This is a genomic window from Vibrio qingdaonensis, assembly GCF_026191675.1.
Taxonomy (GTDB): Bacteria; Pseudomonadota; Gammaproteobacteria; order Enterobacterales; family Vibrionaceae; genus Vibrio; species Vibrio qingdaonensis.
In genome coordinates this window covers 83,090-105,493 of sequence record NZ_JAKRRY010000020.1, presented here as the reverse complement: position 1 = coordinate 105,493, position 22,404 = coordinate 83,090, and the positions used below count along the sequence as shown (strand labels likewise).

Genomic DNA, 22,404 nt, shown 5'->3' with positions numbered 1-22,404 from the left:
TCCGGTAGGAGCCCTTTTTATTGCCACTGGTTTAGTTTAGCCATGTGACCATGATGCGTTATCGCGTTGATAGATGGTTATTAATCACGTGAAGGCATTAGTTGAGCTAATAAGAAAAAAGCGGCGGCGCTGATCACCACTGAGGGGCCTGCTGGTGTGTCGTAGAACCAAGAAAGGCTCAAGCCACAAAGTACTGCGACCATACCGATGGCTGACGCGGTAAACGCCATTGTTTCGGGAGTTCGAGTGAATTTACGAGCAGTAGCAGCGGGTATAATCAGTAGTGACGTCATAATCAGTGCTCCAACAAATTTCATACCGATAGCAATAACAAGTCCAACCATTATCATAATCAATAGACGCATCAAATCCACATTGATGCCTTCAACTGCTGCAAGATCCTCACTGACTGTTGTCGAGAGCAAAGAGCGCCAGAAAATAAATAACAACGCGCCAATGACCAATACGCCTGCATAAATATAGGCAAGATCAGTCGGAGAAACGGCGAGTAAATCACCAAACAGGTAACTCATAAGATCGACGCGAATATTGTCTAGAAAACTCACGGCAACGAGCCCGAGAGACAACGCACTGTGCGCTAAAATACCTAATAAAGTATCGGTAGCGACAAGCTGCTGCTTTTGCAGCGTAACCAATATGACGGCTAGCGCCATACAACAAATGATCAGTGCTAAATACAGGTTAATATCAAACAAGAAACCAAGCGCTAGCCCCATTAGAGAAGCGTGAGCGAGTGTATCGCCGAAGTAGGCCATCTTTCGCCAAACCACAAAAGACCCAAGTGGACCCGCGATTAAAGCGATACCAAGCCCGGCAAGAATAGAAGGAAGTAAAAACTCAATCATGGTGAGTGTGCCCATGTGTATGATGCCCGCATTGCGATGCGTCGCCCGTCACCGCTTCACCGGATAAATCGTGATGGTGGTGGGTATGTTGGTGTTGATAAAAAGCCAGTGTTTCCTTCGTCGCCGTGCCAAATAGGGCGATATAAGAAGGGTGTTGGGTGATGGTTTGGGGGCTCCCTTGGCAGCAAATATGGTGGTGGAGACAAATGACATCATCGGTTTTAGCCATTACAAGGTGGAGATCATGAGAGACCATAAAAACCGCACAACCAAATCGATGACGTATGTTATCAATTAAATCATATAAATCGATTTGTCCCTGCACATCAACGCCTTGCGCTGGCTCATCTAATACTAACAGATCAGGACGTTGAAGTAGTGCTCGTGCCAATAGCACTCGTTGGTTTTCGCCACCCGATAACTGATGCATATTATTTTTGATGAGGTGCTCAGCGCCGACTAATTTGAGCGCATCAAGTCGTTCTTGGGCGCTGTATTTTCCTGCAAGTGCTAAGAATCGTCCGACATCAAGTGGCAACGTTTCATTCAGTGTTAATTTTTGAGGCACATAGCCGATTCTTAGCTTCTTAGCGCGTTCAATACGGCCAAGGTAGCGCTTCTGTAGTCCAAGTAATACCTTCACTAAGGTGGACTTACCGGCACCATTAGGGCCAATTAGGGTGAGGATTTGGCCTTTATTTATCGTCAACGTGATGTTATCGAGCACGCGACGTTTACCGAACTCGACAGATACCCCATCGAGTCGAATTAATTCGGACATGAATAGAACTCATTTGCAAATGCTAAGTGTTATAATGTAACATTTAAAACTCTCTTAAGCCAGTCTACCACTTGAGGCCACTATGTTGCGTTATCTTTCCTTTGCTGCTTTAGCAATACTTGTTCCAATGAAGTCCCAGGCGATTGAGGTGCTCAATAGCATCAAGCCGTTTGAAATGATCTCCCATGAGCTCATTTTAGAAGGGCAAACTACGTCTTCGTTATTAAACGCCAATGCTTCTCCTCATGATTATGCGATGCGACCTTCAGACGTTAAGCGATTGAACAGTAGCGATGTCGTTGTTTGGTTTGGTCCCGATTTGGAGAGCTTTTTAGATAAATCGCTCGAAGGTAAATCAAACGTAGTTAAAGTCGTGGATATCGAAGGGATGTCACTGCGTGAGTTTGGCGATGACGATCATGGTCATGAAGGGCACCATCATGGAAGCTATGATCCTCACGTGTGGTTAGGGCCTAAACAAGCACTAAAAGTTGCCCAAGCGATTAGTGCCAAGTTGATAACGTTGGACCCAGAAAATAGAACTGAATATCAGCAGAAATTGGCTAAGTTTGAAGCTAATCTCAGCCAAACTGAAAGCGAAATAAAGCAAGATCTCGCGCCAATTCAAACGGAAGGTTACTATGTTTTTCATGATGCTTATGGGTATTTTGAATCGTACTTTTCTCTAAACAACTTAGGTCACTTTACGGTTAGTCCTGAGCGTAAGCCAGGTGCGAAGACACTGATTAGCATCAAAACAACGCTAAAGGAAAAACAGATAAAGTGCGTGTTTGCGGAGCCACAATACACCCCAGCAGTTATTGAATCGGTCACTCGTGGCACGGGTACAAACATCGGCCGACTTGATCCACTCGGGACGGATATTGTTGTCGAGGATGGGAGCTACTTTACGTTCTTACATGCGTTGTCAGATAGCTTCACCGATTGTTTATCTCAGTAAGTATCATGGACTCCAATAAGCATCGTAGGGTAAAGGAAATGATGTGAATCACTGATGAGTGGGGATGTGATCGTCTAAGCAATTCGCGCGGTAATCAACGGAGAGCGCTTTAATAAATGTCATAAATCGATTAAATTAGCGATAATTATCGATGCAAATTAACCGGGCGATTGTGAACCACACCTCTCATTATCCGTTTTGGTCAAATTCAGCTTCCCGTTGTTGTGAGGCTGAATTTGGCTATGCGAAGAAAATGCAGCTATCTAGGGCCAAAATGAGATGGTGGGCGAGGAGTGTGTGCTGGCTCCTTTTAATGCTGTGCTCTAAGGTGCTAGCGGTTGAGTTCCCTCCAATTTTTTACCCACTTCAATTGCAATCGCAAGGACAGTACTTACCAGCAAAACAGCTATATATCGGTGTGGATGGCGGGCTTTGGTCTTTCGATGTCCATGATAAAGTTCGCTTTTTTGATGGTCGCCGTTTTGTCACTCTTGAAAATCCCCCCTTTACCGCTTCAAATGCGGTGTTTGCTCAAGGTAGGTTTTGGTATCACCGGGATAACCAAGTACTGACTCAAGTTCCAGAGGGTGAGGAGCAGTTGATTTACGATGTGCAATTGACAAATACCATTCGCCACTTGGGAGAATCTAACAGCAATCTATGGTTTGTTGATGAATCGCATTTTTACATGTATTCAATGACTAGCCAGCAAGTAACAACGTTGCCTCTTTCGTTATTTGAAAGCTATCATAGTGGGTTGTCTATTGATGTTTCTGATGCGATTTTCATCGATAATGGTTGGTATCTAGCAACTTCGATTGGCGTATTTCGTTGGGACAACGCGTCGTTAACTCGGCTTAAACTTTCAACAAATTTCCCTGCATCAACGCTCCATTACTCGTTAGAAAACAAACAGCTTGTTGTTGGATTTACGACGGGCGTCGAAATCTATAATGTCGATACATCCAAATCCACATCCACCTCACAGTACTATCCGTTGGCACACTCTCATGTTTTAACCTTGGAAGAATCCGAAGGGTACTACTGGGTGGGAACGGAGCATGGGTTATACCTGATTGATAAAGCGCTGGGAGAGGCCGGTAAGGTCGAGGTCAATCTAAATGATGAATACGGCCTGCTTGGTGAAAAAATATACTCATTAGTCAGTGATGGAATGAGTGGAATGTGGATTGCGACGAATGGTGGTGTTCGCTACTTTTCCGAGTACAGTGGGTTATTTCGGCGTTCTTCCGTTAATTACCAAGATGACCTCAGGCGCATTGACACTAAGCTCGATATGTTTAGTAACCCGCTAGGTGGATACTGGGTCGTCACAAACAATGGTTTGTATTCCGTTAATAATCAAGGTGTTTCAACGTTGGTGTTTTGGGGGCAAGTTTCTTCCGTAGCGCAGCGAGACAAAACACTTTGGTTGGCGACAGAGCGAGGGTTGCTATCACTTGATTTAGGGCGTTATCGCGTCACGCCTATACGGGAAGAATACCCGTCGTTACCCATTGATATTGAGCATCTCGCGTTTGAGGTTGAAAGTGGGGATAGTGGCACATTGTGGATGAGTAGTGGTTTACGCCTATTTGCTCTTAATATTGCCAATAATGAATTGAAGGATTACGGTACTGACTGGGTGCTAAACAAGCACTTGCCCGCTAAAATAACGACATTGAAAGCGTTGGACAAGCAACGTATAGCTGTCGGCACGGATCATGGCCTATACCTCATTGATAGTGGGAAAAGTCACTATGTCAGTGAGAGTGAAGCTTTTGGTCGTGTGATTGAGATGGCAGCAACGCAAGATACCCTTTGGGTTGTGAGTAGTTATGGTGTTTTTACTTATGAGGCAGAAAGACGACATTTAAACCAAGTCGAATTGCAGCGTGCCAACATTCGCCCACTCTGCGTAACTCAGGGCAACAAAGCATTATGGGTCATTACGTCGATGGGAGTGAGTGCGTACTTACCTACCGGTGAGATTAAACGGAATCTATCTGAGCCTTATGGCTTGATTAATAATGAATTTGTCGATGGAAGTTGCGCATACAATCAGGAGGCTGGCGCTATTGCGGTTGGTTCTCGCTACGGAATTGTTGAGTTTACATCAGGCGAGCTACTGCAAACAGCCCTTCCCACTCAAACCGTACTCATTACTGAGCTTACTGTCGGTAATCAATCCGTGTCTATTGGTTCTGAACCAATGAAGAATCTTCGTATTCCTTATGGTCAGTCGATCGGTGTGCGGTTTGGTGTATGGCCATTTCCGTCGGGTAAAGCGATTGAATATCGCTTTGATGGTGATGATCATTGGTCGGTAATTCAAGGGCTAGAGCTTAATTTTGATAAGCCTACAGAGGGGCAACATCAACTCTATATTCGCATTGTCGGTGATGAGAGCGGTTTTAGTCAAAAGTCATTTGGGTTGGTGGTTTTAACGCCATGGTATAAGTCGGCAAGCTTTTACGCGTTTACGTTCTTTGGTGTGCTGTCCATGATTGTTTGGATTGTGCTATGGCGATCGCGACGTGTGAGGGCGATTAACAAAATGCTGAAGACACAAGTTTCTCTTAAAACAGAGCAATTACAGCATCAAAGTCGTGTACTCGTTAGGAATAACCAACAGCTTAGAAAAGTGTTCCATGTTCGTCAGCAGGTAATGCGTGACTTAGTCCAAAGTGCCGTCGATGCATCAAAGCATACCTATTTAGATAACGTGAAACAAAATATGGGACTCAATGAGCGATTACGAAACCTAGATGCCATTTTTGATGAAGAAGGTCAGCGTCCCGCGGTGTGTTCCGTCAGTAATATTATTAACTTTACGGTCAAAGCATGGCAGCAAGAGTTCGATTATCATGGTGTTCGTATCAATCTCGTAGTTCTTCCTGAGACGAGCTATGTTTTCTTGGATGATTGTAATCTAGATATCATTTTTAACTCTGTCTTATCGAATGCCTTAAAGCGTTTAGTGAGAGGACAAGTTCTTAGTATCACTGTGGATGTCGATAGAACGAAGTTAAGTGTGACATTTGAAGATTCGGGTCTACCTTTGCCTAGTGTGAACTGTTCACCACAAGATCTTGATAGTGTAGAAACTGAGCAAGTGCTCGATTTTAGCCCAAGTAGCTTACCGTTGCATATTCATAACTCAGGGGGAGAACTGCGACCAATAGAGCGAGGAACGGTCAATCGTATGGTGATTCGCTGGAATCTCTATAGTGCTAATTTAATTGATACCAGTAAAGATGACTCAGAGCCATTGGAGCCGACTACTTTTGAAGCACAGACATTGAAATCAGAGGTAGGCAACCGTCCAGACAAACCGAAGCACGGTGATTGGAAGGCGAATGTCACCCAACTGGTTTCAGAGCAGTTCAGTAACCCAGAATTTAGTACTTCAAGTGCGGCAAAGGTCTTGTTTATCTCCGAGCGCAGCTTACAGAGGCGTTTTAAGTCATTATTTGGCGTTACTTTTTCTGACTACTTAAGCGAAATTCGCATGGAAAAAGCGTGTGAAATGTTATTACAAGGAGAGAAGGTGGTAGATGTTGCTTTCTCCTGTGGATTTAATGACCCTTCATACTTCTCGCAACGATTTAAACTTTACTTTGGCATCTCACCTTCTAAATTCGCCTCTTTGGATATTGATGAGAGCGAAAACGCGTAAGCATGCACAAAAACAAACGGACTCTTTGGCAAGCACGGTCTTTAGTGAGTCGTGGTTATCACTATTTTTAGCTATAACGAAAAATAGTTATAACGAAAAATAGTGATAGAAAGCGCGTTGTTTTACTCTTTCCACTTCTATGTTTGTCAATTCAAATTGGATTTGAGCGCCTGGGCGTAGTTGACCTAGTTTTGCTAAATCTCGAAAGGCTATCACACCAGCTTTTCTATAGCCGCCAAGGGTTTGTCGATCTTGGAGTAAAATGATGGGCGAGCCGCCGTGGGTAATTTGAACCGAACCACATGCGATACCTTCTGAGATGATATCGGTTTGATTAAGCGTTGCTTGCTTAATGATTGGTGTGGTTATTGGTGTTTCAGAAGAAGACAGGCGAATACCCATTCGATCACTTTGTGCAGAGACCGTAAACCAGCGGTTAAATAATTCATTAATAAATGTGGTATCAAAGCTAGCAAATTGATAGCTAGGAATGAGCCGAATACGCTGCTTTTGAGGGTAATATGACCTGAGAAATCTTGGTGCTGCACCTAACGAGGCGACTAACTCGTGTTCGGCGCAGTGCTGAGAGTTAGGTTCATTAATCGTGAGGATATCACCTTGGCGTAATGGCTCGCCGTTTTTAATCCCACCTATACGGTTTCTCACGACGGTTGACACACTGCCAAAGCTAAGGTCGAGTCGGAACTCCCCTTTGACTGATAAGTAGCTTCGAGCTCCGGTTTTGGGTGTATTTAGTTGTAAGGTTTCACCAGGCTGCAGCGTAAAAGGCTGCCAATTTGAAACCGCCTGTTCTGATTGAGTTACGGACGCCGATGATGACGTTATGGTTGCGTAGCAATCCGCACCACTGAGCATCATGGTGATGGGTTCAAGAGCTCGGAATTGTGCATGACCAAATAAAATCTCAATACTTGCATTTGAAGCCGGGTTTTGTAGCATTTTTTGTGCCCAACAATGTGCCTGTAAATCAGCAACACCACCTTGGCTAAGTCCATATTGGGCAACACCCCAACGACCTAAATCTTGAACTAAGCTCAAGTGGCCAGGATTGACGATCACCAGTCTAGACATGTCGTTCCCCCCAATTCAAAAAACTCACGCTGACTGATTGGGGAAAACTGCACTTTATCGCCCACTTTTAATCGCGATGTCTGTGGAGAGGTTGCATCATAAAGTTGCAATGGACAGTTGCCAATAATGTTCCACCCCCCAGGCGTCGTCTGTGGATATACTGCCGTCTGTCGGTCGGCAATACCGACACTGCCCTGCGGAACTCTTTTTCTTGGTTCCGTTAATCTAGGCATGCGTATGTTTTCAGGCACGTCAGCCAGAAAAGCAAAGCCAGGTGCGAACCCAATAGCACACACGGTGTAAAGTGTGGAGTGGTGAAACTCAATAATTTGTTCTTTGGGTAGGTTTAGTTGCTCGGCCATAGTGGTCAAGTCTGGTCCAGTACTTACATCGTAGAAGATCGGCAAGGTTATCGTATTCCCTGCTATATCATTGCGGGGAAGGCTCGGCTTTATGGTTGATATAAAGCGTTGTAACGTTAACCAATCCAGTTTTAGCGGATGAAACTCAATGAGTAAAGAAGTATAAGATGGCGTGCAGTTGAGTATTGCCGTCGGAAAAGCATGGGTGACTTGCTGGGCATAACTTGAGATATCGCGGGGGAGGTTAACGTCGATGGCTTTGCCAAAATACACAATAAGACTAGATTCCGATACTGAATAGATCTCTAGCTTATTCTCCATTGTTTTGCCCTGCACGGTGGATTATTGCTCGAATAGCGGTCGCGACTTCGATGGAGGCTTCATTGTCACCATGAACGCAAAGTGTATCGGCGATGACGCGTCGTTTATTTCCAGATGCCGTAATGAGTGTTTGCGTTTGTAATAGATGGCTGGCTTGTTGCAAAATTTGTTCGCTAGAGTGGAATACCGCGTTAGCTTGGCTTCGAGGTGCTAATTCACCATTATCTAAATATAAGCGGTCAGCAAAGGCTTCAAATAGTACCGAGACGCCTATGTGCTTGGCAAGCTGTCGGGTTTTCTCTGCGTGGCTGTTGGCGAATAGCATGACCGGCAGGTTGAGCGCTTTGGCAGCGGTAAAGATAGCCTGCATGGTCGACGCTGAGTGCATCATGTCGTGGTACATTGCACCATGAGGCTTGATATAGTCAACACGGCTGCCATGAAGTTGGCAAATCCCTTCTAACGCCCCGACTTGGTATAAAATTGATGTGGTGATGGCATCGCTGGACATGGTGATGCTTCGTCGCCCAAAGCCGACTTTATCGTCGTAGCCAGGATGGGCACCAATCGATACATGATGGTGTTGACATAATTGTACGGTGTGGGACATGGTTTCAGGATCGGAGGCGTGGAAGCCGCAGGCGATATTTGCTTTATCTAATAGAGGTATGAGCTGCTCATCTTTACCTAAAGACCAGCTACCATAGCTTTCTCCTACATCACCATTTAGTCCTATCATCGTATCTAATTCCCTGAAATACTTGCGTTCCATTATGATTAATTTCAGTTTGATTGACAAATATACACAGTGAGAGGTTGAGATTGTAAGGGCTGAGTCACGCTTATCGGTATGTCAATGAGAAGGGGGGCTGGCTCGTATCTATCAGAATAAGGTCGAGAGGCTAAACGCGGCGCAAAAAAAATCGCGGCATAGCCGGGGGACCATACCGCGGGTGCCAATGACACCTTCGCTTGCTGCCGGAGTGATGTGGGTTACCACATCACCTCTGGAATTTAATTTACAGGAGCGCTTTGCTCTGTTGGAAATTACTATAGCGATTCCTACTTAATTTACTTATAAAAAAAACGGCAACCTACCATTACTATAGCGACATCTTTGTTTTTAATAGGTTATGTTATTGATTTTAAGTGTGTTTTTTGTTTATTTTGATGTTTTTATCTTGTTGTATATTCGATCACCGTCGCTTTTTTTGAAGTGATTTGACGAAATTGACGTGTTTTTTTTGACGTTACGTTCGCTTACAAATAGCGCAAAGTTGATCTAACGCAAAGCGAAACCTAAGGTTGCACCATTAAAATTAGTGCTAATGTTAATATTTCTCATTACCAATCATAATTTGGGTGAATTAAATGAAGCTGGCTGAATTACAAGTAGGAAGTAGTGGTGTTATTACTGCTTTATCTGGGCTCTCAACTGACGTCCGTAAAAAATTAATGGTAATGGGAATTTTACCTAATACAGAGATTAAAGTGATTCGTCGTGCGCCAATGGGCGATCCACTTCAGGTTGAAGTTAGAGGCGTCTCACTTGCGATTCGCAATGCCATTGCGCAATCGATTGAAGTGGAGTCTGCGAAATGAACTACACCATCTTAACTGTTGGTAACCCTAACAGCGGGAAAACAACCCTATTTAACGGGTTAACCGGAGCTAAGCAGCAAGTTGGCAACTGGGCTGGTGTCACAGTCGAAAAGAAAACCGGTCAATATCGTCACGCTGGCGACGACTTTCAATTAACGGACCTTCCGGGTATCTACGCACTAGATAGCGGTAATGATGGTAACAGTATTGATGAGTCTATTGCTTCACGCGCCGTTTTAACGCACCCGGCGGATCTCATTATTAACGTAGTTGATGCGACCAGTCTTGAGCGCAGTTTGTATATGACGCTGCAACTGCGTGAACTTGGACGTCCAATGATTGTTGTACTTAACAAAATGGACGCATTGAAGCGTGAAAGAGTTAAATTAGACATAAAAGCCTTAGAAAAAACGCTCGGTTGTCCTGTTGTCACCCTGTCGGCGACCGATAAAGACCAAGTACGAACCCTGAAAGAGCAACTGCACAAAATTGTGGTGCAAGGTTTAACGCTTGATAAGTTAATGCTTAATTATGGCAACGAAATGGAACATGCCATTGCAAAGCTAACGCCCATGTTTGCAGACGAATCCGTAGATCCAAGGGCGCTGGCCATTCGTTCGCTTGAAAATGACGTTATGGTGCTGAATGCATTAACGAGTGAACAAAAGTCGACGGTTGAGCTTGCTCGAGCCCAAACCGGTATCGACATTGATTTACAAGTGGCGGATGTGAAGTACACCTTTTTGCATGATCAGTGTAAAAAACTTCGTCGTAGCGAAGGTAAATTGAGTCGTAGCTTTACTGAAAAAGTGGATGAAGTCATTTTGAACAAGTGGGTAGGCATTCCTTTCTTCTTTGTTGTGATGTACTTAATGTTTATGTTCTCAATTAATATTGGCAGTGCTTTCATTGATTTCTTTGATATTAGTGTCGGCGCATTGCTTGTTGATGGTGGTCACTACTTGCTTGATGATCATTTGCCGGTTTGGTTAGTCACGTTGATTGCTGACGGTGTCGGTGGTGGTATTCAAACGGTCGCAACGTTTGTTCCCGTTATTGCCGCGCTGTATTTATTTCTTGCAGTATTAGAAAGTTCTGGTTACATGGCTCGCGCAGCGTTTGTACTCGATAAAGTTATGCAAAAAATAGGGCTTCCAGGTAAGGCATTTGTTCCTCTCGTCCTTGGGTTTGGTTGTAACGTACCTTCTATCATGGCGACGCGAACGTTGGACCAAGAAAGAGAGCGTAAGCTTGCCGCATCAATGGCACCTTTCATGTCTTGTGGTGCAAGACTGCCCGTTTATGCCCTTTTTGCCGCGGCTTTCTTCCCAGAAAGTGGCCAAAATATTGTTTTTGCCCTTTACCTATTAGGTATTGTTGCCGCTGTCTTTACCGGGTTGGTACTGAAGCACACTATCTATCCAGGTTCTAGTGATAGTCTAGTGATGGAAATGCCAGACTATGAATTGCCTACAATTCAAAACGTAATGATTAAAACGTGGCAGAAGCTGAAACGTTTTGTGTTGGGTGCTGGTAAGACGATTGTCGTTGTCGTGACGATTCTTAGCTTCTTTAACTCGGTTGGTATGGACGGCTCATTTGGTAACGAAGACAGTGAGAACTCGGTATTATCAAAAGCGGCACAGGTTGTGACTCCAGTTTTTGCTCCGATGGGCGTTCAGCAAGATAACTGGCCTGCAACGGTCGGTATTATTACCGGTATTTTTGCTAAAGAAGCCGTAGTAGGCACGCTTAATAGCTTATATACGTCTGGTGATGATGAGGGTGAAGAGTTCAACTTGATGGCGAGCTTGCAAGAGGCAGTTGCGTCTATTCCTGATAACCTATCTGGCTTAAGTTACTCTGATCCATTGGGTGTTGATGTTGGTGATTTATCCGATGCGACGGCCGTAGCGGAAGAGCAGGAAGTGGACACGTCTATTTTTGGCAATTTGAAAGGGTACTTTGTTACCGCAAATGCAGCATTTGCTTACCTTATCTTCATCTTACTTTATACGCCATGTGTCGCGGCGATGGGGGCTTATGTTCGTGAATTTGGTCAGAAATATGCTCGATTCATTGCAGTATGGACGATGGGGCTTGCTTACGGCGGTGCAACGCTTTATTACCAAGTGACTCACTTTAGCGCGCATCCAGCGACAAGTTCGGCATGGATAGTGGGTATATTGCTATTTGGTCTTTTAGTCTTCAAATTGTTGAAGTCTGAAGGTAAAAAGCACCAAGCATTAGAGGTGCAAGTGGCATGATCTTAGCTGACTTGAAAGCGCATATAGAGTGTCATCCTGGTGTGACTCGTCAAGCGCTTGCCGCGGAGTTTGCACTAAGCGAAGATGGTATTGAGGCCATGCTTGCAGTTTGGATACGCAAAGGGAAGCTTTCAAGGACGGAAGATTGTGATAAGGCAGGACAGTTGATTCGAGTGAGGTATCACGTGAATCAACCGAATAGTCTATCCATTCAAGTGACGATGTAAAAAAGGCCCCGCGGGGCCTTTTTTGTGGTTATAGGATCCACTTACTGGTCGAGCGACCGACTTGCCAGTAACGACGGTCTATTAGTAATGGAATTCAGCCGACTTCGCCAGCTCCATACGTAGAGTATTCGCAAGTTCACTTTGTTTTGTATCGGTACGGTATTCGCCTTTGGTGTTCCCCCACAGCGGTCCTGGCCAGGCAATATCATTGCTAAAACGCGCTATATGATGGATATGAAGTTGTGGCACCATGTTGCCGAGCGCACCTAAGTTGAGCTTATCAGGTGTAAACAGTGACTCTAATGCGAGGTTCACGCATTGAGATTCAGCGAGAAATTGATGCTGCTGCTCCATGGGTAAGTGATGAAGCTCGCGAAGGTTAGCTTGCTTGGGAACAAGGATAACCCATGGCACTGAATCATCTTTGTGAAGTAATGCCACACAAAGAGGAAAGTCGCCGAGGTAAGTGGTGTCGAGCGCTAATTGGGGGTGCAGTGAAAACGACATAGAAGGTCTCCCAAAATTGAGTTCAAAAAAAGGCGAATTGCTTTCGCAAGTCGCCTTCTCATTTCACTTAGACGTGAACATTACATTCTTTCTAATGTTTCAATACCAAGCAGGTCTAAGCCCTGTTTGATGGTTCTTGCTGTTAGCGCTGCTAGTTTCAAACGACTCTGTTTAGTCGCTTCATCAGATGCGCCTAAGATAGGGCAAGCTTCATAGAAGCTAGAGAATTGACCAGCCAATTCAAACAGGTAGCTACACATGATGTGAGGCTGACCTTCTTTAGCGACCAATTGAACCGCTTCTTCAAACTGCATAAGTTTAGCAACCAGCGCTTTCTCTTTCTCATCAGTAATGATGACTTGGCCTTGCAGGTCATCCATTGAAACACCTGCTTTAGCAAATACGGATGCTACACGTGTATAAGCGTACTGCATGTAAGGAGCCGTGTTGCCTTCAAATGCCAACATGTTGTCCCAATCAAATACGTAGTCGGTAGTACGGTGCTTAGAAAGGTCAGCGTACTTAACGGCTGCCATTGCCACTGTATTCGCAATGTTCGCTTTTTCAGTTGATTCAAGATCTGGGTTTTTAGACTCAATCAATGCGCCAGCACGTTCAATGGCTTCATCAAGCAAGTCAGCCAAACGAACCGTACCGCCAGCACGAGTTTTGAAAGGGCGACCGTCTTTACCTAGCATCATGCCAAATGCATGGTGTTCAAGGGTGGTGCTTTCTGGAACATAGCCCGCTTTACGAACGATAGTCCATGCTTGTTGTAGATGTTGATGCTGACGAGAGTCGATGAAATAAAGTACACGATCGGCATTCAATTGCTCGTAACGGTATTTGGCACAAGCAATATCGGTTGTGGTGTATAGGAAGCCACCATCACGTTTTTGGATGATGACACCCATCGCTTCACCGTCTTTGTTTTTGTACTCATCTAGGAATACAACTTGAGCACCATCATCTTCAACGGCAAGGCCTTGAGCTTGCAGGTCTTTTACAATTGCAGGCAGCATGTCGTTGTACATACTCTCACCCATTACATCATTACGAGTGAGTGATACGTTAAGGCGATCGTAGTTGTGCTGGTTTTGAACCATCGTCACATCGACAAGTTTTTTCCACATTTGAGCGCAGTACTCATCGCCGCCTTGAAGTTTAACAACGTAGCCACGAGCACGAGCAGCAAACGCTTCGTCTTCATCGTAGAGTTTTTTAGATTCGCGATAGAAGGCTTCAAGATCAGACAGTTCCATAGAAACTTCGCCTGATTCTTTTTGCACACGTTCAAGGTTAGCGATAAGCATGCCAAATTGTGTGCCCCAGTCGCCAATGTGGTTTGCACGGATTACTTTGTGACCTAGGAACTCAAGAGTACGTACAACGGCGTCACCAATGATGGTTGAGCGCAAGTGGCCGACGTGCATTTCTTTTGCTACGTTTGGCGCAGAGTAGTCAGCAACGATGGTTTGCTGTTCTTGAGAAGCTACGCCCAATCGTGCGTCAGCAAGTGCTGCTTCTGCTTGTTTAGCTAAGAACGCTTCGCTAAGGAAAATATTGATAAAACCAGGGCCTGCAATTTCAGTTTTGCTTGCAATACCTTCTAGGTCTAAAACGTCTAGGACTTTTTGAGCGAATTCTCGTGGATTACTGCCCAACTTCTTAGCAACGCCCATGACACCATTGGCTTGGTAGTCACCAAACTGTGCTTTCGCAGATTGGCGAACGGCTGCAGGGCTGCCTGCTGGTGCGCCAGCGGCTTCAAGAGCCTGAGATACTTTGTCGTTGATCAGTGCTTGGATATTCACACGCATTTCCTTCAATTCTTGGAATTGGTTTTCATCTAGTAATTTGGCGCACATAATAGCAACTTTAGCGCCCTTCACCTAGGGGCAAGTATTGGATTTTTTCTTAATCTTCGGGATTACTGGTAGTATTTAGCCTCGAAAGTACAAAAAGAGTGATCATATAGTGCGACAAACCCTGATGCAAAAAGGCTTAATGCCGTCTCAGATGCTGAATGAAATCGATGGATTTATGGATAAAACCCTCAATTTATGCAAGCAATTATCTTTGGATCTTTCTCGTTATCAAGCGGATCATATTGCCTTGAGAATTAACGGTGCTGATGTGGCCAAAGCTGCCCATCAAGAATGGCTTGAATACGGTCAGGTTATCTCAGAGGCAATCATTAATGGTAGACCGATCATTGTCATGCAGTTTAAGCAACCAATCGTGACAAAAGTCGGTGAAATAGAGTGTTTAGAGTTACCATATCCTGCGCCGAACAAGTCTCACCCTATTGAGCACTGGGAGCACATCGAATTTGTCGTGCCATCACAAGCAATCACGGCGGATGACTTTCTTGCCGATCTTTGTACGCGATTCCCAGATTTATCGGCTAAGTTAGCCTGCTTAGATGAGAGTGGTATTGACATGAAACTCTCTAGTCCCCACGGAGAAGGTGAGCGACTCGCCAACCCAACAGTGGCGTTTAAGCTTAATGGCGTGTGTATTAAGTTGCATCCTCATAGTTTGAAAAATATCGTCGCCTCGGAGCAGTGATATTAATGCAACGTAGGCTATTCATGGCTTACGTTGTAAGTAAAACACAGCAAAGAAGAGCATCAATTAGACAAACCAATACGCATCGTAGAGGTGAAAGCAGCTAAACTTATCAAAACACCACTTATCAAAGAAAATAAAGGTGCATGATGAAGTTGATTACTGCGATGGTATTGGGTTGTGTTGCTTTTCTTGCGTTAGCAGCGCCCTTCGATATAGATAACCCTAACTGTAATCCAACCGCCCAGAAAACGGTCTCCAATGACCACCTCACGCTTGCTTTTCAGTTCTGTAACAAGATAGAACTCCCAAACCGCAACCGCGCAGAATGGTCGGATCATTATATGGAGGCATATCAACGTGCAGGGTTGCGTTGGTTAGAGGTACTGACTGCGGTGGAGGGGATTGACCAGCACCGAATCGATATTGATGTCTATGTGGTACCGCTAGAGGATGCCAATGGGATGGCTGGGCCAGAAGAAGAAATTGATGTGAATTGGCGACTTATCCCCACGAAAGGGTCCATTTTTATTGGCAGTCATACTTACGTCCCTCAATTTGACGCCGTTGAATTTCGCGCTAACTTACTGCATGAAATAGGGCATGTACTTGGGATCGGGGCTTACAGCGAAGATTACACTCGAACTGACGGTCAGTTAGGGAACGTCTTTAAGGTAAAGGACAGTCAAGCGGTCAAGATGTACAACCAAACGTTTGATGTGGATTATCGAGTATTGCCCATGAGTGACGATGGCGGACACTTGTATGATCCGCAGTGGGGGGATGATGAGAAGCGCTATGATAAGAATGGTCGCCCAGTACCTGCGATGACACAAGAACTTATGGCCAATGGCGATAAAATCGGGCCCGTAACGATGGGGCTGTTGGATGACTTAGGGTATCAGGTGAATTACGAGCAAGGTGATCGCTATTCTAAATAAGCGGATAGATGTTTCAAACTTGGCAATACGTAGCTTGGCAAGGTAACGCTTACCGAGCAAGGTCATAGAGAAAAGGAGCCCGACTTCGCCTTAAATGGTCAGTCAGGCTCCTTAGCGAGTTAGAGAATCACGGTTTTATTGCCATAAACAAACACATGGTCATTGATGACTTTATTGAGTGCTTTGGATAGCACGTTTTTTTCAACGTCGCGACCTGCCTGAGCCATGTCGGCCGCGCTGAAATTGTGATCCACAGGGATGACGTCTTGCTTAATGATTGGACCTTCATCCAGGTCATTGGTAACAAAGTGCGCGGTCGCACCGATGATCTTTACACCGCGGTCATAGGCTTGCTGATACGGTTTTGCGCCAATAAAAGCGGGAAGGAAACTGTGGTGAATATTGATGATTTTGTGATGGTATTTTTCCACAAATGCAGGCGTGAGTACGCGCATGTATTTGGCGAGTACTAGGTAGTCAGCATCATATTGGTCAATGACAGTTAACATTTTGGCTTCGTGATCTTCACGGCTTAATCCTTCATGGGATACGCAGTGATAAGGGATATCAAATTTCTCAGTGAGGCCTTGAAGTGTATCGTAATTTCCCACGACAGCGGCGATATCAACATTCAAGCTACCATCAAAATTTTTCATCAAAATATCACCAAGGCAGTGCGCTTCTTTGGTGACCAAAATGACCACTTTCTTACGAGATGAATCTACCAATGAACGCTTAGTGCCCGCTGGCAGTGCTTGGTCTAAGTCGGCCAGTAAGGTCTGATTATTAAAATAGCCTTCCAGTTCGGTACGCATAAAAAAATGACCACTGGTATTGTCTACAAACTCATTGTTATGAATGATGTTCAGTTGGTGTTTGTAACAGATATTGGTGATTTTTGAGATGAGTCCCGGCGCATCATTACAATGCGTCAGCAGGGTTTTCTTTTCCATGATTTACGGCTTCCGTGAAATAGTAAAAATTTGGTACCAATTGAAGTAGCATCGATCTCAATAACGTTGAAAATACAATCTATTGAAGTGAATCGTAATTTACGATCAAGAGGGTTTTAGTTTGGTGCGTTTATTGACGTAACACGCAATCTATCCACCAGTTTTAATCTATTCTGGCTAAGGTTTCAACAAAATCGAAAGGTATCTTCCAAATCGTGTCGAAAGGCTGTGAACTTTTTTCGATTTTATTACGGCCTTTGTTTTGTTTAGAAGGAAATGCTATGGATAGAGAACTATTAGCACGAAAACTTTACGATCAACGAGTATCAAAACTGATAGGTGATAAACACGTTGATAGTCAGCGCCTGGACTTATTATGGGAAGAAAAGGTTTCCCCACAGCACGCCGTAGAACACTTGAAATCATCGGAAGAAGAGCACAGCCCCCCAACGTGGTTGTCTCGCTACCTTAATCGTCATTAGCTTCAAACCCTGTTACACATTGGGAGGTTATGCCATTTGGGGAGGCAGTTTACGCTCCACATCTCCTTACGTACTACAAGCATGACACCTTGTTCAGGTATACTAACGCCATTCTTAGCTAATTGACTCGGTGTCATGGTATCTAAAGCAATCAATAAGGCTTTCGCGTCAGGCGGAGCTTTAGGACAAGTTATCCCCGGTTTTCAACCTCGTCAGCCGCAACTGGATATGGCTAACGCGGTAGAAAACGCGATTCAGCAAGAAGCGCAGTTGGTTGTAGAAGCGGGCACGGGTACCGGTAAAACCTTCGCCTATCTTGTTCCGGCATTACTGAGTGGTAAAAAAACCATTATCAGTACTGGGTCTAAAAACCTGCAAGAGCAATTGTTTCACCGCGATCTCCCCTTGATGGTGGATGCACTTGGCTTTCATGGCAAAGTGTCACTGCTAAAAGGGCGCTCTAACTATTTGTGCTTAGATCGCTTGAGTCGTCAGATGGTAGAGAGCCATACCACAGAAACTCATACCGAATTGCTATCGCAGTTAGTCAAAGTGCGTGGTTGGGCATCAGAAACCAAATCAGGTGACTTGGGTGAATGCGATGCCATTGCCGAAGACAGTCTCGTGATTCCCACTATCACTTCTACCAATGATAATTGTTTAGGTAAGGACTGCCCTAGCTATCAAGATTGTTTTGTTCTAAAAGCAAGAAAACGCGCCTTAGACTCTGACGTTGTCGTGGTAAATCATCACCTTTTCCTCGCTGATCTTGCCATTAAAGAAACGGGCTTTGGGGAATTGATTCCAGAGGCTGAAGTGTTTGTCTTTGATGAAGCACACCAAATTCCAGACATTGCCAGCCAGTATTTTGGTCAGTCTTTATCAAGCCGCCAAATTCAAGATCTTGCTAAAGACATAGAGATTGGTTATCGCACTGAAGCGCGTGATATGAAGCAGTTACAAAAAGCGGGCGATAGACTGTCGCAAGCCGCGATGGATTTACGTATTGTGCTTGGGGATACGGGGTTTCGAGGAAACTGGCGTGATGCGATTCAATCACCGTCTATTTTGCGAGAGGTCGAAAGGCTGCGTGACTCTGTCGTGCTTTGCATTGATGTGCTGAAATTGGCATTAGGGCGCAGCCAGTTGTTGGATACCGCTTTTGAGCGCGCCAATTTAATTAAAGGGCGTATCGAACGCGTATGCGATGTGTCCATTACGGGTTACTCCTATTGGTACGACACGACGCCAAGGCAGTTTAGTTTGCACATTACCCCACTTAGTGTCGCGGATAAATTCCATGAGCAGATTGAAGCAAAAGGCGGGGCGTGGATTTTCACTTCAGCAACGCTTGCGGTCTCTGAAGATTTTCAGCACTTTACTTCACGCTTAGGTCTGACCCCGACACAGCAATTTTCACTACCTAGTCCTTTTGATTATTCAACGCAGGCAAGATTGTGTGTGCCTCGTTATTTGCCTGAACCCAACAGTAAAGGGCTCGCTGAAAAGTTGGTCGCCATGCTGGCGCCCGTTATCGAAAAAAACCAAGGTCGCTGTTTTTTTCTATGCACTTCGCACAGCATGATGAGAGAGTTAGGTGAGCGCTTTCGCGAAACGCTCACCTTGCCAGTCTTGCTGCAAGGTGAAACCAGCAAGCAAAAAACCTTGGCTGAGTTTATGGAGCTAGGCAATGCTTTGCTTGTGGCGACAGGGGCGTTTTGGGAAGGAATAGATGTTAGAGGTGACGCGCTTAGCTGTGTTATTATCGATAAATTACCGTTTACCGCACCTGATGATCCGCTGCTTAAAGCGCGAATTGAAGACTGTAAGTTGCAAGGGGGTGACCCTTTTAATCATGTGCAATTACCGGATGCGGTTATTACGTTGAAGCAAGGTGTTGGTCGATTGATTCGCGATCAAAAGGACTGTGGTGCTTTGATCATTTGCGATAACCGTTTGGTGACGCGTGACTATGGCGCGACTTTTCTCGCCAGCTTGCCGCCTATACCGCGGACTCGAGACCTCGGAAAAATAGAGACATTTTTGCTACAATCCCAGCAAAGTGCACCAAAAAAAGAACGCATTGAGAAATAGATGACTAACAAAATTCTAGCAATTGATACTGCCACTGAAAACTGCTCTGTCGCACTTTTAGTGGGAGATAAAACTTACGTTCGCAGTGAACTTGCACCGCGTGACCATACTAAGAAAGTTTTACCTATGGTCGATGAACTGCTAAATGAAGCGGGACTGACTTTACAAGATCTTGATGCATTAGCGTTTGCACGAGGTCCAGGCAGCTTTACTGGCGTGCGCATCTGTATTGGTGTGGCTCAGGGGCTTGGCTTCGGTGCTGATTTACCGATGATTGGTATTTCGACGTTAAAAGCCATGGCGCAAGGCGCTTACCGTAAAAATGAAACCACCCACGTTGCGACCGCGATTGATGCCCGTATGAGCGAAGTCTATTGGGGACGTTTCGAGCGTCTTGAAAACGGCGATTGGACGGAAGTTGAACCAGAACAAGTAGTTGCACCGGACACGGTAGTGGCGAATACACCTCAAGATAACATAACATGGGCAACGGCAGGAACCGGTTGGGATGCGTATGCTGAATCATTGTCGTCGCTTGCGATTGATACTCAATCATCCGGTGTACTCTATCCAGAAGCGGAAGATATTGCTTTCTTAGCGCAATATGAGTTAGCAAAAGGCAATGTCGTTGCTGCGGAAGAGGCGAGTCCTGTTTATCTGCGAGATAATGTGACTTGGAAAAAGCTGCCGGGAAGAGAATAAATTACCCAGCTACTTTTAGCTTGGTATTTTAAGATGCTGAGCTCGTAGGATAAGTTGAAGGGGTAGGATCATCGCCCCTTTATCAACACAAAGCTGTGTCTATATAAGATCGTATAACACCACGTACACGTTAACGTCGCGGTCATTGCAGTAAGGCATTTAATACAACCACGCATTAGGTGAGGCATATGGTTTCGATTCAAGGTTTACCTACCGTCCACTCTCAGCAGCGGACGAATAAAGCAAAGCGTAAGCAATCGGTATCGAATACCCCCACGTCTCAACCCACCCCTCAGATTGGTCAGTCTACACAAGTCACGAAAGTTGCTCAGGCAGTGGCTCATTCAGTAAACACTATTTCTGATGCAGACGTGCACCGTACTCACGTTCACTATGATTTACCTGAAGGAAGGTCTAAACAAGCGCTGGAAGCGTATATGAATGTGATGAACCGTGCTAAACGCGAGGAACTTGAACAGCTGTTTGGTGTCGATATGTACGTGTGATAATGAGAATGATTAATGTGTGGAACAAGAATGAATAAATCTTTGAAATTATGGGGGGCATTGTGCCTGTCTTTCATGCTCACCGCTTGTGGTAGCTTACCGGACTCACTGGCCACAACGAACGAAAATGTTATTGCGCAATATCAACCGGTTGTAGATGCGCAAGATGGCAGTGAAGTTCGTCTTGGTGGGGTCATAGACACCGTTACGAACCTTGCGACTCAGACCCGAATTGAAATTGTTAACCTTCCTATCGATAAATATGGCAAGCCGGATATAGACCAAGAGCCTAATGGCCGCTTTATCGCGTACGTGGACGGGTTTATTGACCCGGTAACGTACACAAGAGGTCGACTGATCACTGTCGGCGGAAGTAAAGCGGGCGATGAACGGGGAAAAGTTGGCGAATTTGAAGCCGACTTTCCAGTGATAAAGGCATACGGACAGTATTTATGGCGAGTGGAAGAGCGTCTAATTATCAACCGTCAGGCGAGCGCTTTTCATTCTTGTTGGGGCTATTACTGCGACGACTTTTATTACGGGCCAACGCAAGGTCGCGTGATTAAAGAGGTGAAGTAATTTTGCGAGCTTTTAAAGAGTGTTTACTGCAAGTTAACGATAGAAACATCGCTTACTTGGAGTATCAAGGCGCTGGGTTCCAAACAGAGGAAACGACCGTTAAGACGGTCGTTTTTGTTCATGGCTGGATGGACAATGCTGCGAGCTTTCATAAATTGCTGACTATCATTGAACAGCAGCGATTGAGTTGGCGTGTTTTGGTTTTGGATCTACCAGGTCATGGGCATTCAACTCATAAAAATAGTGACCATTTTTATAGCTTTTATGACTATATTGACGATTTACACCAGGTTTTGGTTAATCTTCAAGCGGTCAATGCATTCTTGGTTGGACATTCGCTTGGTGCATTGATTGCAAGTTGCTATAGTGCCGCCTTTCCTGAAAATGTCGCAGGATTAGTTCAAATTGAAGCGCATTTCCCAATGGCAGAAGACCCTATTCAAGCGGTCAGTCGGTTGAGAAAAGGCATCGAAAGTCGTGAGCGTTGGAGAAACAAAAAACGGCGAGCATTGCCGTCCTTTGATGACGCAATCACCATGCGCATGCGAGCCACAAAATTAGATGCTAGGTCGGTTCGCCCTATTGTGGAGAGAGACCTTCAAAGCGTTGATGGGCAGTGGTATTGGCGCCATGATAGCAAGCTCAAATGTGAGTCGGTGTATCGTATGTCGCGACCTCACGCTGAAGCGGTGATGTCCGCCATTTCCATTCCTCATATGGTTATATTAGGTCGCTCTGGATACGGCTTTCTTCAAGACAAACTCGTCTTAGAGAAACTTCACAACGCGCAAGTCGCGTGGGTAGACGGTGATCATCATTGCCATTTAGAATCGCCAGATAGAGTATTTGAACTAATTTCTGAACTAGTTAACAAAAATTAAACAAGTGTTTGAGTGTTTCGTGCGTGAAAG

The 22,404-nt window shown here is 45.0% G+C and carries 21 protein-coding genes; 13 read left to right on the top strand and 8 right to left on the bottom strand.

Features of this window, described 5'->3' with window-relative positions; genetic code table 11:
- Window positions 1–80: 80 nt before the first annotated feature.
- Complete coding sequence (gene znuB, locus MD535_RS15150) at window positions 81–866, bottom strand: zinc ABC transporter permease subunit ZnuB (protein ID WP_265675869.1); 786 nt, start codon at window positions 864–866, stop codon at window positions 81–83.
- Window positions 859–1,647: a zinc ABC transporter ATP-binding protein ZnuC gene (gene znuC / locus MD535_RS15145; RefSeq protein ID WP_265675860.1), complete on the bottom strand. Its 789-nt coding sequence runs from the start codon at window positions 1,645–1,647 to the stop codon at window positions 859–861. The genes znuB and znuC overlap by 8 nt, the downstream gene beginning before the upstream one ends.
- 82 nt (window positions 1,648–1,729) lie before the next feature.
- On the opposite strand from znuC, the gene znuA reads away from it, so the two are divergent.
- Together znuA and MD535_RS15135 are read left to right on the top strand one after the other, a co-directional pair.
- Window positions 1,730–2,608 (top strand): zinc ABC transporter substrate-binding protein ZnuA, encoded by an 879-nt coding sequence (znuA, locus tag MD535_RS15140; protein WP_265675859.1) that lies wholly within the window; start codon window positions 1,730–1,732, stop codon window positions 2,606–2,608.
- A gap of 313 nt (window positions 2,609–2,921) precedes the next feature.
- Window positions 2,922–6,287 (top strand): helix-turn-helix domain-containing protein, encoded by a 3,366-nt coding sequence (locus MD535_RS15135; protein WP_265675858.1) that lies wholly within the window; start codon window positions 2,922–2,924, stop codon window positions 6,285–6,287.
- 87 nt (window positions 6,288–6,374) lie between these two features.
- Here MD535_RS15135 and MD535_RS15130 read toward each other — a convergent pair whose 3' ends face one another.
- From MD535_RS15130 to MD535_RS15120, 3 genes are read right to left on the bottom strand one after another with little or no spacing between them, the layout of a single operon-like run.
- Window positions 6,375–7,379 carry a 5-oxoprolinase subunit C family protein gene (locus MD535_RS15130; protein WP_265675857.1) on the bottom strand — a complete coding sequence of 335 codons (1,005 nt, stop codon included), beginning with the start codon at window positions 7,377–7,379 and terminating at the stop codon, window positions 6,375–6,377.
- A complete protein-coding gene (pxpB, locus tag MD535_RS15125) occupies window positions 7,364–8,062 on the bottom strand; it encodes a 5-oxoprolinase subunit PxpB (RefSeq protein ID WP_265675856.1) in 699 nt (232 codons plus the stop codon). The genes MD535_RS15130 and pxpB overlap by 16 nt, the downstream gene beginning before the upstream one ends.
- Window positions 8,052–8,801, bottom strand: coding sequence for a 5-oxoprolinase subunit PxpA (locus MD535_RS15120; protein WP_265675855.1), 750 nt, complete (start codon window positions 8,799–8,801; stop codon window positions 8,052–8,054). The genes pxpB and MD535_RS15120 overlap by 11 nt, the downstream gene beginning before the upstream one ends.
- A 632-nt stretch (window positions 8,802–9,433) precedes the next feature.
- On the opposite strand from MD535_RS15120, the gene MD535_RS15115 reads away from it, so the two are divergent.
- Genes MD535_RS15115 through MD535_RS15105 form a run of 3 tightly spaced genes read left to right on the top strand, consistent with a single transcriptional unit; the run spans window position 9,434 to window position 12,158 of the window.
- The gene (locus MD535_RS15115; RefSeq protein ID WP_250615574.1) at window positions 9,434–9,664 is read left to right on the top strand and encodes a FeoA family protein; all 231 of its coding nucleotides are present in this window, start codon (window positions 9,434–9,436) and stop codon (window positions 9,662–9,664) included.
- On the top strand, window positions 9,661–11,931 hold the full coding sequence (gene feoB, locus MD535_RS15110; RefSeq protein WP_265675854.1) for a Fe(2+) transporter permease subunit FeoB: 2,271 nt from the start codon (window positions 9,661–9,663) through the stop codon (window positions 11,929–11,931). Before MD535_RS15115 ends, feoB begins: the two co-directional genes overlap by 4 nt.
- A complete protein-coding gene (locus tag MD535_RS15105; protein ID WP_265675853.1) occupies window positions 11,928–12,158 on the top strand; it encodes a FeoC-like transcriptional regulator in 231 nt (76 codons plus the stop codon). Before feoB ends, MD535_RS15105 begins: the two co-directional genes overlap by 4 nt.
- Before the next feature lie 81 nt (window positions 12,159–12,239).
- Here the strand turns inward: MD535_RS15105 and MD535_RS15100 are convergent, their stop codons facing one another.
- A complete protein-coding gene (locus MD535_RS15100; RefSeq protein WP_265675852.1) occupies window positions 12,240–12,665 on the bottom strand; it encodes an HIT domain-containing protein in 426 nt (141 codons plus the stop codon).
- Between the two features lie 80 nt (window positions 12,666–12,745).
- A complete protein-coding gene (gene argS / locus MD535_RS15095) occupies window positions 12,746–14,479 on the bottom strand; it encodes an arginine--tRNA ligase (RefSeq protein WP_265675851.1) in 1,734 nt (577 codons plus the stop codon).
- 163 nt (window positions 14,480–14,642) lie between these two features.
- Between argS and MD535_RS15090 the strand changes: the two genes are divergently transcribed.
- On the top strand, window positions 14,643–15,236 hold the full coding sequence (locus MD535_RS15090) for a VOC family protein (RefSeq protein WP_265675850.1): 594 nt from the start codon (window positions 14,643–14,645) through the stop codon (window positions 15,234–15,236).
- A 146-nt stretch (window positions 15,237–15,382) separates the two neighbouring features.
- Window positions 15,383–16,177, top strand: a complete 795-nt coding sequence (locus tag MD535_RS15085; protein ID WP_265675849.1) for a hypothetical protein — start codon at window positions 15,383–15,385, stop codon at window positions 16,175–16,177.
- A 119-nt stretch (window positions 16,178–16,296) separates the two neighbouring features.
- Here the strand turns inward: MD535_RS15085 and purU are convergent, their stop codons facing one another.
- Window positions 16,297–17,130, bottom strand: a complete 834-nt coding sequence (gene purU, locus MD535_RS15080; RefSeq protein WP_265675848.1) for a formyltetrahydrofolate deformylase — start codon at window positions 17,128–17,130, stop codon at window positions 16,297–16,299.
- Between the two features lie 281 nt (window positions 17,131–17,411).
- Here purU and MD535_RS15075 point away from each other — a divergent pair, with 281 nt between their 5' ends.
- From MD535_RS15075 to MD535_RS15050, 6 genes are all read left to right on the top strand, one after another.
- Window positions 17,412–17,612 (top strand): hypothetical protein, encoded by a 201-nt coding sequence (locus MD535_RS15075; protein ID WP_265675847.1) that lies wholly within the window; start codon window positions 17,412–17,414, stop codon window positions 17,610–17,612.
- Between the two features lie 135 nt (window positions 17,613–17,747).
- A complete protein-coding gene (locus MD535_RS15070; protein WP_265675845.1) occupies window positions 17,748–19,706 on the top strand; it encodes an ATP-dependent DNA helicase in 1,959 nt (652 codons plus the stop codon).
- Complete coding sequence (gene tsaB, locus MD535_RS15065) at window positions 19,707–20,408, top strand: tRNA (adenosine(37)-N6)-threonylcarbamoyltransferase complex dimerization subunit type 1 TsaB (protein ID WP_265675844.1); 702 nt, start codon at window positions 19,707–19,709, stop codon at window positions 20,406–20,408.
- Between the two features lie 188 nt (window positions 20,409–20,596).
- On the top strand, window positions 20,597–20,914 hold the full coding sequence (locus tag MD535_RS15060) for a chromosome partitioning protein ParA (RefSeq protein ID WP_265675842.1): 318 nt from the start codon (window positions 20,597–20,599) through the stop codon (window positions 20,912–20,914).
- 30 nt (window positions 20,915–20,944) lie between these two features.
- Window positions 20,945–21,493 carry a Slp family lipoprotein gene (locus MD535_RS15055; RefSeq protein WP_265675841.1) on the top strand — a complete coding sequence of 183 codons (549 nt, stop codon included), beginning with the start codon at window positions 20,945–20,947 and terminating at the stop codon, window positions 21,491–21,493.
- 2 nt (window positions 21,494–21,495) lie between these two features.
- The gene (locus MD535_RS15050) at window positions 21,496–22,374 is read left to right on the top strand and encodes an alpha/beta fold hydrolase (protein ID WP_265675840.1); all 879 of its coding nucleotides are present in this window, start codon (window positions 21,496–21,498) and stop codon (window positions 22,372–22,374) included.
- Window positions 22,375–22,404 lie beyond the last annotated feature (30 nt).